Here is a 17168-nt window from a genome sequence, read left to right on the forward strand (position 1 = left end):
TTTCCGGTGCGCGAGACGCCCGCCGCGCAGTGCATGCTATGCGGCTTGCGCCTCGCCGGTTGCCCGTACGGTCGAACCGTACGGGCGGCACATCATGAGTATCATGCGCGCATCACGATGACTTGCGCACGCGCAGATACCAGTCGCACAGCAAGCGCACCTGTTTCGGCGTATAGCCCTTCGCCACCATGCGATTGACGAAGTCTTCATGCTTGCGCTGCTCTTCGGCCGAGCCCTTCGCGTTGAACGAGATCACCGGCAACAGCTCTTCCGTATTCGAGAACATCTTCTTTTCGATCACGACGCGCAGCTTCTCGTAGCTGATCCACGCGGGGTTCTTGCCCGCGTTCGCAGCCCGCGCGCGTAGCACGAAATTCACGATCTCGTTGCGGAAGTCCTTCGGGTTGCTGATGCCCGCCGGCTTCTCGATCTTCTCCAGTTCGGCGTTCAACGCGGCACGGTCGAAGCTCTCGCCGGTGTCGTGGTCGCGGAACTCCTGATCCTGGATCCAGAAGTCCGCATACGTGACGTAGCGGTCGAAGATGTTTTGACCATACTCGGAGTACGACTCCAGATACGCGGTCTGAATCTCCTTGCCGATGAACTCCGCATAGCGCGACGCCAGCACGTCCTTGATGAAGGACAAATACTTCTGCTCGGTTTCCGGCGGGAACTGCTCGCGTTCGATCTGCTGTTCGAGCACGTACATCAGATGCACCGGATTGGCCGCGACCTCGGTCGAGTCGAAGTTGAACACGCGCGACAGAATCTTGAACGCGAAGCGGGTCGACACGCCGGTCATGCCTTCGTCGACGCCCGCGAAGTCGCGGTACTCCTGGTACGACTTCGCCTTCGGGTCCGTGTCCTTCAGATTCTCGCCGTCGTAGACCTGCATCTTCGAGAACAGGCTCGAGTTCTCCGGCTCCTGCAAACGCGTGAGCACGGACATCTGCGCCATCATCTTTAGCGTGCCCGGCGCGCAAACCGCGCTGGCCAGCGACGAGTTGCGCAGCAGTTTCTCGTAGATCTTGACCTCTTCGCTATAACGCAGGCAGTACGGCACCTTGACGACGAAGATCCGGTCGAGCAGTGCTTCGTTGTTGCGGTTGTTGCGGAACGCCTTCCACTCCGATTCGTTCGAGTGAGCGAGGATGATGCCGTCGAACGGAATCGCGCCGAAGCCTTCCGTACCCTTGAAGTTGCCTTCCTGGGTCGCGGTGAGCAGCGGGTGCAATACCTTGATCGGCGCCTTGAACATTTCGACGAACTCGAGCAGGCCCTGATTGGCCAGGCACAGGCCGCCCGAGTAGCTGTACGCGTCGGCGTCGTCCTGCGCGTACTGTTCGAGCTTGCGGATGTCGACTTTGCCGACCAGCGACGAAATGTCCTGATTGTTCTCGTCGCCCGGTTCGGTCTTGGAGATAGCGATCTGACGAAGGATCGACGGATAGCGGCGCACCACGCGGAACTTGCGGATGTCGCCGTTGTACTCGTGCAGGCGCTTGACCGCCCACGGACTCAGGATGCCTCGCAGGTAGCGGCGAGGGATGCCGTATTGCTCTTCGAGGATCGGACCGTCTTCCTCGTAGTCGAACAGACCGAGCGGCGATTCATTGACGGGCGAGCCCTTGATCGCATAGAACGGCACGCGCTCCATCAGTTGCTTCAGCCGTTCCGCGATCGACGACTTGCCGCCGCCGACCGGTCCTAACAGATACAGTATCTGCTTCTTTTCTTCGAGCCCCTGGGCCGAATGCCGGAAGTAGGCGACCACCTGCTCGATCACCTCTTCCATTCCGTAGAACTCACGGAATGCGGGGTATACCTTGATGACCTTGTTCGCGAAGATACGCGATAAACGCGGATCGTTGCGAGTGTCGATCTGTTCAGGTTCTCCGATTGCCGTCAACATGCGTTCGCCTGCAGTGGCGTACGCGGCGGGATTGTCTTTGCAGAGCGCGAGATACTCCTCGAGCGAGAGTTCATCCTCCCGTGTTTTCTCGAAGCGGGTCGCGAAACTGCTGTAGATATCCATGCTACCTCCTCGCCGAAGTCTGGGGCGATGTCGTGCGCGGCGCGCTATTCGGAAACGACATCGCTCGAATTCATCCTAAACCCTTTTAAATTTTTTTTCACGGACTACGTTGCGAAAATCGCTCCGTAACCGCGAAGCTACAATCCTCACTTGGAAACAAAGAATCGACCACCTACAATTTTTCATTCACGCTGCAACGAATCAAATCATCCGCTGCTCCGCTGTACCGTTACTTTCTTCACCACCGCATCGCTATTCAGTGCTCCTGCACGACTTCGCTTTACCGCTGCATCGCGTCATGACACCGCGTTGCTATTGCACATACCGTACCTGCACCGTCGACCCTTCACAAAAATGCGGCTGTCTGCGCACGCACACTTCGTCACAAAAAGCAGGCACGTGGTGAAGTTTTCGACGCGTCGCGCCAAACGCGTCAGGCGATTCGTCCGCGCGTGATGGGTTTGGTTCCGCACCGTTCACTTCATGGGCCGCCCGCCGTTGCACTCCTCGATCCGTATGACTGGATGACGGCAGCCGCTCGCGCCACCCTCATAGGTGTATACGGAAGCAAGCGGCAAAGTTGCAACAAATGGATTCGAACAGGTTAACGATTCAAAGACTGCCACCGTTTCAATATCGCCAAAATAAAAACGGCTGCACGCGGGCAGCCGTTGGAATGATGAAGCGTTGTAATTTGCGGTTACAACCGCCGCAGCATCGATCAGGTCAGTTCAATTTCCACTTCACCCAAACCATCGATATGACCACGCACGATGCCGGGCTCGTCGATCTTGTGCGCGCCGACGTACGAGCCAGTGGTCAAGGTCCAGTCGCGCTCGATCGTGATCCCCATCGCCGCGCAATGGTTGACGAACCAGACGAGCAGCTCGCGTGGATCGCCGGCCGGATTACCCGTCACTTCCGGTATCAGCGAGCGGCCGTTGAAGCTCAGCTCCAGTTCCGGCGACACGAAGTCGAAGCCGCGCGCGAGGCTCGCATAGACGGCCGGATGGCCGGTAATCAGCGCGCCGTTGTTCTGCGCGTCGGCTAGCTGCGCGAGCGGCGCGACGTTCGGCCACTCGGCGAAGCGGCTGTCGACGATCTCGATGGCCGGCAGCACGGCGCCGACCTTCGACAGCACCTCGTCGCGCGCATAGGCCTGACCGCGCGGCTCGATCGTCACGTCGAAGCGGAATGCGATCTCGAGCTCGACCAGCACGCGAAAGAATCCGTCATGCGCGAGCCGCGCCGGCGACGGCACCACCAGCGAGGCCGGAATCGGCGCGCCCGATGTGGCGCCGCCCGGCGACTTCGCGCCGATCTTCCACGCGCCGGTCGATTCGCCGAGACCCGCGAGCACCGCCTGCTGGATCGCGTAGGCGGTCGCCGCGTCGGGCGGCAGGCTGTCGGGTGGGGGCGCGTCGATCGGCAGGTGCTGCCGGCGTGCCTCGACGAGGTGTTGCGCAAGATCGTATCGCGTCATGTCGGTTCTTTGTGGCTGGCGCATGGCAGGGTTCGCAGGACGTAGCAATAAGTGGGAACCACCTGTTGAAGGTGCGGGCAGCCGCGCGCCGCGCACGCGGATCGGGGCCGTGCCCGTCAATGTACCGGATCACGACACGCGCCGGTGAAAGGCGGCGGCGCGCAAACGTTATTTCTTGCGCGAGCCGAAAAAAAACCGCGCCCGGGGACCCAGGCGCGGCTTTTCGCGAAGCTATCGCCGCTGATGCGGCGCGTGCCGGACAGCCGGCGAGCGGACGGGAACGGATGTTGCAACGAACCGCGCGTGTCGAATCACCTAACGCGCGACAGCGCCACCGTCCATGTACACGTGAACCCGAGCCCGCTCAGAAGGTCTCCCAGTCCTGATCGCCGCCGGCCGTTGCCGCGGACCTGGCCGGCGCGCGGCCGGGCGCGGGGGCGGCGGCAAGCTGCGGCGCGACAGCGGCCACAGTCGCCGCCTTCGCCGTAGCCGGCGTGAGCTTGCGGGCGCGAGTAGCGACCGGACCCGTGGCCACCGGGCGCTTCGGCGCCGCAAGCGCCGACGCCCCGTCGTGACCGCCACGGCCGCTGTCGTCGACCTGGAACACCGCGACCACGCTGCGCAACCGGGCCGCCTGCTCCTCGAGCGACGCCGCCGCGGCGGCCGCTTCCTCGACGAGCGCCGCGTTCTGCTGCGTGACCTCGTCCATCTGCGTGACCGCGCGCGCGACCTGGTCGATGCCGCCGCTCTGCTCCTCCGACGCCGACGCGATCTCGCCCATGATGTCGGTCACGCGCTGCACCGCGCCGATGATTTCGCTCATCGTGCGGCCGGCCTCGTCGACGAGCGCCGAGCCCGACTGCACGCGCTCGACCGACGTATCGATCAGCTCCTTGATCTCCTTGGCCGCCGCCGACGAACGCTGCGCGAGGCTGCGCACCTCGCCCGCGACGACCGCGAAGCCGCGCCCTTCCTCGCCGGCGCGCGCCGCCTCGACGGCTGCGTTCAGCGCGAGGATGTTGGTCTGGAAGGCGATGCCCTCGATGATCGAGATGATGTCGGCGATCTTCGCCGAGCTCTGGTTGATGTCGCCCATCGTGCCGACCACCTGGCCGACCACCGCGCTGCCCTTATTGGCGATCTCCGACGCATTGGCGGCAAGCGCGCTCGCCTGGCGCGCGTTATCGGCGTTCTGCCGCACGGTGCCGGTCAGCTGCTCCATGCTCGACGCGGTTTCCTGCAGCGCGGACGCCTGCTCCTCAGTCCGCGACGACAGGTCGACGTTGCCCGCCGCGATCTGCCGCGTCGCGGTCGCGATCGACTCGCTGCCAACGCGCACGCTGCGCACCGTTTCGGTGAGGCTGCGCTGCATTTTGGCGATTCCTTCGAGCAGTTGCCCCATTTCGTCGCGCGAACTGACGACCACCGGACGACGCAGATCGCCGGCCGAGATCGCCTCGAAGTGGCCGAGCGCTTCGTCGAGCGGACGTGCGATCGCGCGGCTCAGCGTCAGATACGACAGCGCCGCCGCCAGCACGCCCACCACCAGCGCGCCGATGCTGACCATGCGGAACATATGGAAACTGCTCTGCGCGGAGTCGAAACCCTGCTTCGCCGAATCGAACTGGTATTTGCGCAGTGCGTCGTCAGCGCCGACGAGGTCGTTGAAGACGGCCTGCAGACTCTTCGCGTGCTCGACCAGCTTGCTCTGATCGTTCGCCTCGATTGCCGTCGCGAAGCTTTCGAGCTGCTGATGCAGCGCGTTGCGCTTCGCGGCGACGTCCTGCGCGAGCCGGTCTTCGTCCGCGCCGCGCGGCAGATCGAGATACTTTTTCCACCACGTGTCGGACGTGCTGCCGAGCATGCGCGCGCGCTCGATCGTGGATGCCGCTTCCGGTGTGCCGACGAGGAACGCGGCGCGGTCGAGCGCGAGCCGTTCGCGCGCCGCGTAGATTTCCGCGTTGCCGATGTTCACGGCGCCCGGCATCGCGTTGGTGAAGGTGTCCTCATAGGCGTCGTTCGAACGGCCCATGCCGAACAGACCGAAAACGCCGATCGCAACCAGCAACGCGGCGAGGAATGCCATCGTGAGTCCAATTCGCGCCTTGATCGTGATGCCTTTATTCAACATGCTTGGTCCTGTAATGAGAGGCTGCTGCTTACGCAGCTTTGGGGCGGCGTGAGTTTGGGTCCGGCGCTTTTTTTGAATGAGCGCTCTAATTCCCGTTTACGGCAGCGCGGTCATAGACTTGAAGCATTTAAAAGGTATGAACAAAGACGATGTAAGACGTTGAAAGCAAGTTGACTGGAGACGTACATATTCGCGTCGCGTTGGTGAAACGCGACGGTGTTCGTCGAAGCACGACTTTTGACGTTCGAGCGGCGGGGAGTTTGGGCGGAGCTACCGCGACGGCATCAGCCCAACGCGTCGACTTCGGCGCGCGTCGGAATCGACGGCTGTGCGCCCGCGCGCGTCACCGACAGCGCCGCGGCGCGTTGCGCGAAGCGGATCGCCGCTTCGACGCTCGCACCCTGCGCGAGCTGCGCCGCGAAGCCGCCGATGAAGGTGTCGCCGGCCGCGGTCGTGTCGACCGCCTCGACGCGCGGCGCGTCGTACAGCGTCGCGGCCGCGCCTTCGAGCGCCGCATGCACGCCGCGCGCACCCAGCGTGACCAGCACGTTGCGCGCACCGGCCGCGCGCAATGCGGCGGCGGCACGCGCGGCATCCTCGGGCGAGTCGACGGCGACACCGCTCAGCGCGGCGGCTTCGAGTTCGTTCGGAATCAGGTAGTCGATCAGCGGCAGCCAATCGGCCGGCAACGGGCCGGTAGCGGGGGCCGGGTTCAGGATCACGATCTTGCCGAGCCGCCGCGCCGCGGCCAGCGCCGCATACACCGATTCGGGCGGGGTTTCGAGCTGGCAGATCACGACATCGGCGGCGGCGAGCGTCGCTTCGTGTCGCGCGATGGCGGCCGGCGTGAGCTCGCCGTTGCTGCCCGCGACGATCACGATCGTGTTCTGGCTCGCATCGTCGACGACGATCAGCGCCACGCCGCTCGGCTCGCTGCCGGTTTCGAGCGCCGCGCAGTCGATGCGCTCCGCTTCGAGACCCGCGCGCAGCTGCGCGCCGTTCGCATCGGCACCGACGCAGCCGAGCACCGACACCTGCGCGCCGAGCCGCGCCGCGGCGACCGCCTGGTTGCCGCCCTTGCCGCCCGCGACCTGCGCGAAGCCGCGGCCGGCCAGCGTCTCGCCCGGCTGCGGCAGGCGCGGCGAGCGCACCACCAGGTCCATGTTCAGACTACCGACCACCGTGACGCGTGCGCGCGTTTGCTTGCTTGCCACTCGAGTGTCCTCCGTTGCACGACGGGCCGCGTTGCGATTGCGAGCGCGTCAGGCCGCCAGATCCCGCCTTGCGTCGCCCGCCCATGTCGCGGTGGATTCGCGCACGATCAGCCGCGGCGATACCACGCGCCGGCGCGCCGGGGCCCGCGCCGTGTTGTTCGATGCCGCCTCGGCGATCCGGTCGACCAGCGTCTGCGCAGCGGTGTCGCCAAGCGCGCGCACCGACTGCCCGACCGTCGACAGCGACGGGAACGTGAAGCGCCCCAGCTCGATATCGTCGAAACCGATGATCGAGCAATCGCGCGGCACGCTGATGTTGCGCTCCGCCGCCGCGCGCAACGCGCCGATGCCCATCATGTCGTTGACCGCGAAAATCGCCGACGGCCTGACCGTATCGAACAGCTGCGCGGCCGCGCGGTGTCCGCCGGTCCCCGAAAAATCGCTTTCGACGATCGCGTCGGCCGGAATCTCGATGCCGCGCTCGGCCATCGCGCGAATGAAGCCGTGCACGCGCATCGCGCTGACCGCGGTCTGAATCGACCCGGTGATGCAGCCGATCCGCACATGCCCGAGCTCGAGCAGATGACGGGTGGCCAGGTACGCGCCCTTCTCGTGATCGATCTGCACGAGGTCCGCGTTGACCCCCTCGATGTTGCGGTCCACCACGACGAGCGGCTCGCGCGCGTCGGCGAGTGTCTGCGCGAGCACGGCGTCGTCGCCGGCCGACGCGACGATCAGCCCGTCGATGCGCTTTTCCTGCAACACGCGCAGATAGTTGCGCTGCTTCGCGGGGTCATCGTCGGAGTTGCAGAAGAACACGCAGTAGCCGTTGCGCGCGCAGCCGTCCTCGATGCCGCGCGCGAGCTCCGCGAAATACGGGTTGGTGCTGTTCGGCACCACCAGTCCGATCGTCGCGGTCGCCCGCGCCTTCAGCGAGCGCGCGACCGCCGACGGCACATAGTGCAGTTGACGGATCGCGTGCTCGACTTTCGCGCGCACATCGGCCGACACCGGCCGCGAGTTGTTCACGACGTGCGATACCGTCGTGAACGACACGCCCGCCACGGCCGCTACATCCTTGATCGTCGCCATAACCTGTTGCTCTCCTACTGCCTGTTGTTCCCGCCGGATGCGCCGCCTGGCGACCCCCGGACGTCTTCATCGAAGACCCACCACACTGATTCAACGTTGCGCCGCGGCGCACTCATCAGCCGCGTTTGCGGCGGCTGCGGTAGGTATCGAGCACCACCGCCACCACGATCACCGCGCCGGTGATCATGCGTTTGGTCGGCTCGTTCGCGCCGATCTGCGCGAGGCCCGCCGCCAGCACCGAAATGATCAGAACGCCAAAAAACGTGCTGATCACCGAACCACGCCCGCCCATCAGACTCGTGCCGCCGATCACGACCGCCGCGATCACCTGCAGCTCGAGGCCGACGCCCGCATTCGGATCGGCCGCCTCGAGCCGCGAGATCTGGAACAGCGCCGCGAGTCCGGACAGCGCGCCCATCAGCGCGAACACGATCACCTTGTACGGCCGCGGATTGACGCCCGCGAGCCGCACCGCTTCCTCGTTGGTGCCGATCCCGACCAGATAGCGCCCGAACACCGTGCGCGTCAGCACCAGCTGCGCGATCACCATCACCGCGACCGCGACCAGAAACGCGGGCGAGATCCCGAGCGCGATCGGGTTCGACAGAAAGTCGAACGCGTCGCCGATATACGCGGTGCGCGAATTGGTCATCTGATACGCGAGGCCGCGCGCCGCTTCGAGCACGCCGAGCGACACAATGAACGACGGAATCCGCCAGCCCACGGTCACCGCGCCGGTCACGGTACCGGTCAGCGCCGCGACCGCGACACCGAGCAGCGCGCCTGCGGCCGGCCCCCAGCCCCACTTCAGCGTCACCACGCTGACCACCGACGCCCCGAGCGCGAGCACCGAACCCACCGACAGATCGATCCCCGCGATGATCAGCACGAAGGTCATGCCGACCGACATCACGACCAGATCCGGAATCTGGTTCGCGATCGTGCTGAACGTGTCGTAGGTCAGAAAGTGCGAACTCAGCAGCGAGAACAGCACGATCATCGCGAGCAGCGCGCCGGCGAGGCCCAGGTAGTTCGAAAAGCCGAGCCGCGTGCCGGCCGGCTTGCCGCTCGCGAGCGGCGCCGACGGATCGGCCGGCGGCGTCACAACGGGCGCGTCCGGCGCGCCAGCCGGCTTTTCGTCCTGCGTGCCGCCCTGCTTGACACCCGCCGCGTCGCGCCACGATTGATCGGTCATCACAGACTCCCTGCTTCGTTGACGCCATGCGTATGCAGCAGCGCCTCGCGGCCGCGGTAGCCGGCGAACGCGGCCGCGAGCAGCGCATCCTGGCTCCAGCTCGCGCGCTCGAACACGCCCGTCATGCTGCCCGCCGACATCACGCCGATCCGGTCGCAGATCAGCATCAGCTCACGCAGATCGCTCGACACCACGACGAGCGCGCGGCCGTCGCGAGCGAGCGCACCCATCAGGCCGTAAATATCGAACTTCGCGCCGACGTCGATGCCGCGCGTCGGTTCGTCGAACAACAGCACACGGCAGTCGCGCGCGAGCCAGCGGCCGATCACGACCTTCTGCTGGTTGCCGCCCGACAGCTCGGCGACGATCTGCGCGGGACCCGAGCTGCGAATCCGCATCGCGGCGATCTGCTTCTTCGCCAGCGCGTTCTCGCGCTTCGCGTCGACCACGCCATGCCGCGCGACGCTGCCGAGATTGCCGAGCGACACATTGGCCGCGATCGGTTGCGGCAGCAGCAGACCTTCGCCTTTGCGGTCCTCGGTGATCAGCGCGATGCCCGCGCGCACCGCGTCCGCCGGCGAGTCGATCTGCACCGGCGTGGGCGGCGCGCCCGGCGTCGCGGCGAGCGACACGCTGCCGCCGTCCTTGCGGTCTGCGCCGTAGATGAGCCGCATCAGCTCGGTGCGGCCCGCGCCGATCAGCCCGCTGACACCGAAAATCTCGCCCGCGCGCACCTCGAACGACACGTCGCGCACGACCTTGCCGCGCGTGAGCCGATCCACTTTCAGCAGCGGCGCGCCGATGTTGCGCTCGCCGAGATCGATATGCTCGCCGAGCTCGCGGCCGACCATCCACGTGACGATCTGCTCGCTCGTGATGTCCGCCATCGCGTCGACATGCACGAGGCGGCCGTCGCGCAGCACCGCGACCCGTTCGGCGACTCGCGCCAGCTCTTCGAGCCGGTGCGAGATATAAACGAGCGCGACGCCTCGCGCCTTCAACCGCCCGATCTGCTCGAACAGCAGATCGACCTCGCGCGCGGTCAGCATCGCGGTCGGCTCGTCGAGGATCAGCACGCGGCAGTCGCCGATCAGGTTGCGGGCGATCTCGACCATCTGCTGATGACCGATACCGAGTTCGCCGACCAGCGTGTCGGGATCGATCGCATCGAGCCCGACCTGCGCCATCGCCTCGCGCGCGTTCTCGCGCAGCTTGCCGCGATCGATCCAGCCGAAGCTGAACGCGCCCGCGCGCGGCAGCCGGTTCAGGAACAGGTTCTCGGCGACCGACAAGGTCGGCAGCAGATTCAACTCCTGCATCACCATGCGCACGCCGAGCGCCTCGGCCTCGGTGCGGCTCGCGGGCGCGTACGGCGCGCCGGCGAGCTGCATCGTGCCCGCGCTCGGCTCGACCAGCCCCCCGACGATCTTCGACAGCGTGCTCTTGCCCGCGCCGTTCTCGCCGGTCAACGCCAATACCTCGCCTGCTCGCAGCGACAGCGATACGTCGGCGAGCACCGGTTCGGCATAGGTCTTGCCGATGCCGCTGACGCTCAGCACGACAGGCAAGGCGTCGTGGTCGGTTGAATCCATCGCGCTCCTGATTGCATGGCGCTTCTGGCGCCTTCGTGTCACCCGGGCGGTCCGCTGCGCTTGCCGCACAGCACATCGCTTCCCGATGCCACGAGTCATGCCGGCCCACTGCGCGGAATGCGCAGGCGCTCACGGCCGCGCTTCTCTCATCGCGCGAGCCGCCGTCATGACGCTTATCTCTGGAATTAACGGCGGCCCGACGGAATTCTTGAGCGTTCGTTGAATAAAAGCGGATCGGCGGGTCGCCGCATTGCCGCTCAAGCGTGCTGTGCGCGCTTTACGGCGAAATTTGCGGTTCCCCGCGGGCTTGCCCGGCCGCGCCCGGCTCGCGCTCGACGCCGGGCGCGCCGCGCTTACTTCAGCGTTTCCTTCGTGACCAGAACGACCGGCGTTTCGACGACGCCCGACAGCTCCGACTGCTTCCTGTTTTCGCTCAACGCCTTCAACGCGGTATCGATGCCGAACACGGCCTGCTTCGCCGCGAACTGGTCGGCCGTGGCGAGCACGCGGCCGTCCTTCAGCATCGGATGGATCGCGTTGATGTTGTCGTAGCCGACCACCAGCACCTTGCCCTGCTTGCCGGCCGCGCGCACGGCCGAGACCGCGCCGATCGCCATGTTGTCGTTGCCGGCGAGCAGCGCCTTCAGGTTCGGATACTCATTGAGCATCGCCGACGCGACCGCGTTGCCCTTGTCGATTTCCCACTCGCCCGACTGCACCGACACGATCTTCGCGCCGACCGTCTGCATCGCATCCTTGAAGCCCGCGGTGCGCTGCTGCGCGTTGGTGGTGGTCGATACGCCTTCGAGGATGCCGACCTCGTCGCCGGACTTCAACCGCTTCGCCAGGTAGTCGCCGACGAGCCGCGCGCCCTTGCGGTTGTCGGGGCCGACAAACGGCACGTTCAGGTCTTTCGACTTCAGCACGTCCTGATCGAGCCGGTTGTCGATGTTGACGACGATAATGCCCGCGTCGACCGCCTTCTTGACGACCGGCACCAGCGCCTTCGAATCGGCCGGCGCGAGCACGATCGCGTCGACCTTCGACACGATCATCTGCTCGACGATGCGGATCTGGTTGGCGGTGTCGGTTTCGTCCTTGATGCCGTTGGTGATCAGGTCGAACTTGGCCGGGTTCTGCTTCTGATAGTCCTTCGCGCCGGTCTCCATGGTCAGGAAGAACTCGTTGGCGAGCGACTTCATCACCAGCGCGACCTTCGGTTTATGAGCCGGGGCGTTCTGCGCGTGGGCGACGGAAAATGGCAGGACGGCGGAGGCGGTGGCGAGAACTGCGGCGGCAACGATGCGACGACGGGTTCGATGGCTCATGCGTATCTCCATGGTTGTCAGGCTCGCGGGCGAGCCGTATTTTTTGTGATGCGCAAACGTTTGCGAGGCTTATTCTCAGCGCAAGCTTTTCGGAATGTCAACGATTCGCGGTGCTGCAACGCACCGGCGCGCACCATCCGCGGCGGCGCCCTGCGCTCGATCGATCCGGGCAGCGTGTGGCAAGGTCTCCTCGCTCAGTCCGTGCAGTCGATAACGCCGATGCGTCGCGTGCGGCGCGACACACCGGCCGCTTATGCTGGCCTGGTATCGCGCGCGCTGCAAGCGAAACCGCGAGGATATTGAAAGGCGCGCCGGCTACAGCCAGCCGGCCTTGCGAAAACGCCGGTACAGCACGAAGTCGATCGCCAGCATCACGACCAGCACGACCGGATAGCCGAACTTGAAATGCAGCTCGGGAATGCGCTCGAAGTTCATCCCGTAGATACCGGCGATCATCGTCGGCACCGCGAACAGCGCCGCGAACGAGCCGAGCCGCTTGGTGATTTCGCTCTCGGCGAGCGAGATCATGCCGAGGTTCACCTGCACCGCCGTGACGACGATTTCGCGACGCCCCTCGATGGTTCTGACGATCCGGTCGAGGTGGTCGTAGACGTCGCGGAAGTAGGCCTGCATGCCGGCGCAGATGCTCGGAATGCGGCCGCCGGTCAGTTTGCCCACCGCTTCGCGCAGCGGCTGGATGTGGTGCTGCAGGGTCACGAGCCGGCGCTTCATCGTGTACAGGTCCTGCACGATCGCGCGCGAGGCGGCCGAATCGTTCTTCTCGAAGATGCGGTCCTCGAGCGCTTCGAGCTCGGTGCTCATCGCCTCGACGATCGGGAAATAGCGGTCGACCACGTCGTCGATCAGCGCATACAGCACGAACGCCGAGCCTTCCTTCAACAGATGCGGCTCGTGCTCGCAGCGCTTGCGCACGCTCTGAAAGCCGGTGCGCGTGCCGCGCCGCACCGACAGCACATAGTTGCTGCCGACGAACACGTCGACTTCGCCGATCACGAACTCGCCGTTCTCGTCCATCTCGACCGTGTGCATCACGGTGAACAGCGAATCGCCGTACTCCTCGATCTTCGGGCGCTGATGGCCGTGTTGCGCATCTTCGATCGCGAGCTCGTGCAGATTGAACTCTTCTTTCATCACCGCGAGTTCGTCGGGGCTCGGGTCTTTCAATGCGACCCAGACGAAGCACTCGGGCCGCGCGACATAGTCGCTGATGGCGTCGATATCGATGTCGGCGAGCTTCCGGCCGTCCTGATAGGCGGCGCAATTGATCAGCATGTTCGGATTACCCTGGCTACAAAACCAGACCCGGCCACCCTCTCGCGTAAGCGTTGCGTAAGACGGGCAACAGGTCTGCGTGAACGGACAAGCACGCTTCCAGCAGGCTTGGATCAGCCGCCATGTTAAGGCGCGCTGCGTACGGCGCGCGTTTCGAATTGTTAATGCCCGACGACATGCTACTGCGCGACCCGCTGCAGGCCGATGCGATGATCGTCGTTGAACGTGACCGACGCGCGGTTCGTGTAGCGCGGGTCGGCCGTCACGATGAAGTTCAGCTCGATGACCGGATCGAACTGCGTCGAGACGCCGATCCGATGCGTGCCGGGCGGCAGATAGAACACCACGTGCTCGCCGTTCATCAGGTCGGTCACGCGCTCGCCGTCGATATAGACGAGCGCATCGCGGAACCGCACGATCACGTCGCGCGAACGCTCGCGCCGCACGTCCACCGCGACGAGGCCGGGACCCGGCTGCGTATAGCCCTGTCTGACGATCCGCTCGGCCGGCACCGGTTTGAACGGCACCGGCTCGGCCGGCGTCGACGCGCAACCGGCCAGCGTGAGCACGCTGAGCGCGACGCATGCAGCCGACGCGGGGCAGCGTGCGGCCCGGCCGCGGCAAGACAGGCGCATCGGCATGCTGGTTCTCCCGGGTGCTCTCGATGGTGGGCCGAATTTCTGACTACGCGGTGCGCTCGTACGCACGACTGTTCCGCATCATAGCAACGCGCGCACCTTGCGCCAGTCAACGCGAACGGAGCGCGCGCCGCGCCCTCTTGCATGGCGCGGCGTTCTTCTTCATGATCGTTGAAGGCGGCCGCGCTCACGGCTGGCCGTCGTTGGTTACCGGCAAGCCTGTCGATCCGCGTCGCAGGACGCACGATCAAGGAGACTGCGATGTGGTATTTCACCTGGATTCTCGGCGTCGGGGTGGCGCTCGGCTTCGGCATCATCAACGTGATGTGGCTCGAGACCAACGGCAAGTTCGCGCGCGACCCGCGCCCCGATGCGGCCGCCGCGCCGCGTGAGGACAAGCCTGCGTGACTTCTCTGGTTTTCTTTTGCGGTCATGCGGGCACGGGCAAGACGACGCTGGCGAAAAAACTGTTCGGCCCGCTGACGAAAGCGAGCGGCACTCCCTTCTGCCTGCTCGATAAGGACACGCTGTACGGCGGCTATAGCGCGGCCGCGATGGCGATGGTGACCGGCGATCCGAACGATCGCGATAGCCCTCTTTTCCTGCAGCATCTGCGCGACCCCGAGTATCGCGGCCTCATCGATACCGCGCGCGACAATCTCGAACTCGGCGTCAGCGCATTGGTCGTCGGCCCGCTGTCGCGCGAGGTGCGCGAGCGGCGGCTGTTCGATCATGCGTGGCTCGGCGTCGCGCCAAGCGTGAAGTTGCGGGTCGTATGGGTGCGGACCTCGGAGGACGTGGCGCGGCAGCGGATCGTCGCGCGCGCGGATCCCAACGATGCGTACAAGCTCGCGCACTGGGACGACTACCGGCGGCGGCGCTTCGAGCCGAGCGGCGCGAGCCGCGAGGGTCTGCTGATGTTCGACAATACCGCGCCCAGTTCGGCGGACTATCAAGCGCTCGTTGCGCAAATCGTGGCTGGGTGACGGCTACGCGAGTGCGGTGCAGCGCGGCCCCGCTGATCCGCTGAAAAACGAAAACTCCCCGTACGTTAGTGACGTACGGGGAGTTTTATTTGGCGCGAGCTATTCGAACCTCAAACCGTCACCATCGCCTCCAGCGACTGCCCTTCGTACAGTTTGCCGAAGCGGTTCGCGAGGAATTCGCCGAGCGACACCTGCTCCTGCCGCACGAAGCCCCTTTGCGGCAGCTTGCGCTCGCGGAACAGATCGAGCACTGCGCACATCGCGCCGGCGGTGGTGATCTGGATCGCGCTCATCGGCACGCCGCAGACGGTCTTCGCGAAAATCTTGCGCGTGAACACCTCCTGCACGAGCTGACCGTCGCGCATGCCGCTCACGGTGATGAACACCAGCACGACGTCCTGCGCGGTCGACGGCACCGAGCGGCGCATGATGGTCTTCAGCGTATCGCGGTCGCTCGACAGACGCAGGTCCTCCAGCAGGAACTGCATCAAATTGCGATGACCCGGATAGCGCACCGACTTGTAGTCGAGCGATTCGACGCGGCCCGCCAGCGTCTCGCACAGCGTGCCCAACCCGCCCGACGTGTTGAACGCTTCGTACTCGGTGCCGTCGAGCGAGAAATGCTCGAGGCCTTCGAGCGGCTGCACCCACTGCGTTCGGCCGTCGCGGATCGCCTCGCACGGCTGGCAGTATTCGTTGATCAGGCCGTCGACGCTCCACGTCAGGTTGTACTTCAGCGCATTGGTCGGAAACTCGGGCAGCGCGCCGACGCGCATCTTCACATCGCGGATCTCCGTGAAGCGATTCGCGAGCTCGTGCGCGGCAATGCCGATGAAGCCGGGCGCGAGACCGCACTGCGGCATGAACGCGTGATCGGCATCGTCAGCGATCGCGCGGATCGCGTGGGTCGCGCGTACGTCCTCGGTCAGGTCGAAATAATGGACACCGGCGCCCTTCGCGGCCGATGCGACGTTCACCGCGAGGTAGTACGGCAGCGCGTTGATCAGCACGTCGAAGCCCTGGATCGCGGCGCGCAGCACGGCGGCGTCGGCGGAATCGATGCGGCGGGTCGGAATGCCCTGGGCGGCGAGCTTGTCGAGTGCGTGCTGATCGCGGTCGAACGCGACGACTTCGTAGTCGCCCGTCTCGCGCAGCATATGAGCAATGGTGTGACCGATCAGACCTGCGCCAACGATAGCTACTTTCATCTGCTTCTCCTTGTTATCCATGTGCTGTCTCCGAGCTTGGGGAAGTGCGCCGCGTATCGCACGCGGCGCCTGCGGGCCGAACCCTTGAATGACAGTGTAGGAAGAAGCAAAAACAGTTCATACGCGCAAAATGCTGCGCTATGACCATCAGGTTCGACGTTCTGACGAACGGGTCAAACGATTCGTCGAAAACGCGTAAAAAACGCGTAAACGACGGACTATCGAAGCACTCGCGAAGAGGTTACGCCGGGCGCCGACTCACACCGTGCCGCGGTCGATTTTGCGCGCCAGAATGATCGACGTCGTGGTTCGCTCGACGCCTTCGAGGCCGCCGATCTGATCGAGCAGGTCGTTGAGCCGCTCTGGCGAATCGGCACGCAGCCATGCGACGTAGTCGAACTCACCGCTGACCGCGCACAGCAACTGCACTTCGGGCATCTTGCCGAGGCGCTTCTGCACGGCCGGCCCGTGCTTCGGCGCGATGATGATGCCGACATACGCGACGATGCTCGAATCGAGCACGTCCTGGCCCAGCCGCACGCTGTAGCCGGCGATCACGTTGCTGCGTTCGAGCCGCGCAATCCGCGCGATCATGGTCGTGCGCGCGACGCCGAGCTGTCGCGCGAGATTCGCGACGCTCTCGCGCGCGTTGGCTTGCAGCAGTGCAACGAGATTACGGTCGAGGTCGTCGAGTTGGTCGAGGCGCGGAGGTCTCATCGAAGGGGCGGGAAGTTGGTAGGGAATGTCGCGGATTATCGCGCGTCTGCGCGGGCAGCGGCGCTGTGTCACGGGCGTCCTCGACGCAGCTTGTCGGCGCACTTGCCGCTCAAGCGCGAGCCGTTTCCCTTTCGTTTCGGTTGTAAGCGTTTGTCGCACAGAAGCCGCATTGCAGGCATATCGTGTTACTAATAGCGGCGACGGGCGAATGCGGCAGCCGGTTGCGGTGCGCCGCTATTCGTCGCTGGCGCGAGGC

General features: G+C 65.1%; 14 protein-coding genes. 2 read left to right on the forward strand and 12 right to left on the reverse strand.

All coding sequences use genetic code 11. The features are described from left to right. Nucleotides 1–112 precede the first annotated feature (112 nt). The 10 genes from GCT19_RS02440 to GCT19_RS02485 form a co-directional block, all read right to left on the reverse strand. A complete protein-coding gene (locus tag GCT19_RS02440) occupies nucleotides 113–2035 on the reverse strand; it encodes a PrkA family serine protein kinase (RefSeq protein WP_018435602.1) in 1923 nt (640 codons plus the stop codon). A gap of 721 nt (nucleotides 2036–2756) precedes the next feature. Continuing rightward, nucleotides 2757–3518, reverse strand: a complete 762-nt coding sequence (locus tag GCT19_RS02445) for a 2-keto-4-pentenoate hydratase (RefSeq protein ID WP_152850944.1) — start codon at nucleotides 3516–3518, stop codon at nucleotides 2757–2759. Between the two features lie 364 nt (nucleotides 3519–3882). Continuing rightward, nucleotides 3883–5649 (reverse strand): methyl-accepting chemotaxis protein, encoded by a 1767-nt coding sequence (locus GCT19_RS02450; RefSeq protein ID WP_152850945.1) that lies wholly within the window; start codon nucleotides 5647–5649, stop codon nucleotides 3883–3885. 284 nt (nucleotides 5650–5933) lie between these two features. Next, complete coding sequence (rbsK, locus tag GCT19_RS02455; RefSeq protein ID WP_321576739.1) at nucleotides 5934–6863, reverse strand: ribokinase; 930 nt, start codon at nucleotides 6861–6863, stop codon at nucleotides 5934–5936. Nucleotides 6864–6911: 48 nt separating this feature from the next. Then, nucleotides 6912–7955: a LacI family DNA-binding transcriptional regulator gene (locus GCT19_RS02460; RefSeq protein WP_018435598.1), complete on the reverse strand. Its 1044-nt coding sequence runs from the start codon at nucleotides 7953–7955 to the stop codon at nucleotides 6912–6914. Nucleotides 7956–8070: 115 nt separating this feature from the next. After that, entirely contained in the window at nucleotides 8071–9150 is a 1080-nt protein-coding gene (locus GCT19_RS02465; protein ID WP_018435597.1) for an ABC transporter permease, read from the reverse strand. After that, on the reverse strand, nucleotides 9150–10742 hold the full coding sequence (locus tag GCT19_RS02470) for a sugar ABC transporter ATP-binding protein (protein ID WP_013089613.1): 1593 nt from the start codon (nucleotides 10740–10742) through the stop codon (nucleotides 9150–9152). Before GCT19_RS02470 ends, GCT19_RS02465 begins: the two co-directional genes overlap by 1 nt. A gap of 353 nt (nucleotides 10743–11095) precedes the next feature. Then, complete coding sequence (locus GCT19_RS02475) at nucleotides 11096–12070, reverse strand: sugar ABC transporter substrate-binding protein (protein WP_013089614.1); 975 nt, start codon at nucleotides 12068–12070, stop codon at nucleotides 11096–11098. Between the two features lie 315 nt (nucleotides 12071–12385). Next, nucleotides 12386–13363, reverse strand: coding sequence for a magnesium/cobalt transporter CorA (corA, locus tag GCT19_RS02480; protein WP_018435594.1), 978 nt, complete (start codon nucleotides 13361–13363; stop codon nucleotides 12386–12388). A gap of 179 nt (nucleotides 13364–13542) precedes the next feature. Continuing rightward, on the reverse strand, nucleotides 13543–14004 hold the full coding sequence (locus GCT19_RS02485; RefSeq protein ID WP_152850946.1) for a hypothetical protein: 462 nt from the start codon (nucleotides 14002–14004) through the stop codon (nucleotides 13543–13545). A 258-nt stretch (nucleotides 14005–14262) separates the two neighbouring features. Here GCT19_RS02485 and cydX point away from each other — a divergent pair, with 258 nt between their 5' ends. Together cydX and GCT19_RS02495 are read left to right on the forward strand one after the other, a co-directional pair. Next, complete coding sequence (gene cydX / locus GCT19_RS02490; RefSeq protein WP_026228716.1) at nucleotides 14263–14409, forward strand: cytochrome bd-I oxidase subunit CydX; 147 nt, start codon at nucleotides 14263–14265, stop codon at nucleotides 14407–14409. Continuing rightward, entirely contained in the window at nucleotides 14406–14987 is a 582-nt protein-coding gene (locus GCT19_RS02495; RefSeq protein WP_321576740.1) for an AAA family ATPase, read from the forward strand. The genes cydX and GCT19_RS02495 overlap by 4 nt, the downstream gene beginning before the upstream one ends. A 110-nt stretch (nucleotides 14988–15097) precedes the next feature. On the opposite strand, the gene GCT19_RS02500 is transcribed toward GCT19_RS02495, so the two are convergent. Together GCT19_RS02500 and GCT19_RS02505 are read right to left on the reverse strand one after the other, a co-directional pair. Further along, nucleotides 15098–16195, reverse strand: coding sequence for a saccharopine dehydrogenase family protein (locus GCT19_RS02500; RefSeq protein WP_041734636.1), 1098 nt, complete (start codon nucleotides 16193–16195; stop codon nucleotides 15098–15100). A 258-nt stretch (nucleotides 16196–16453) separates the two neighbouring features. Next, nucleotides 16454–16912: an Lrp/AsnC family transcriptional regulator gene (locus GCT19_RS02505; protein ID WP_152850947.1), complete on the reverse strand. Its 459-nt coding sequence runs from the start codon at nucleotides 16910–16912 to the stop codon at nucleotides 16454–16456. Between the last annotated feature and the right edge of the window lie 256 nt (nucleotides 16913–17168).

The sequence above is a fragment of the Paraburkholderia atlantica genome (assembly GCF_009362785.1).
GTDB lineage: Bacteria > Pseudomonadota > Gammaproteobacteria > Burkholderiales > Burkholderiaceae > Paraburkholderia > Paraburkholderia atlantica.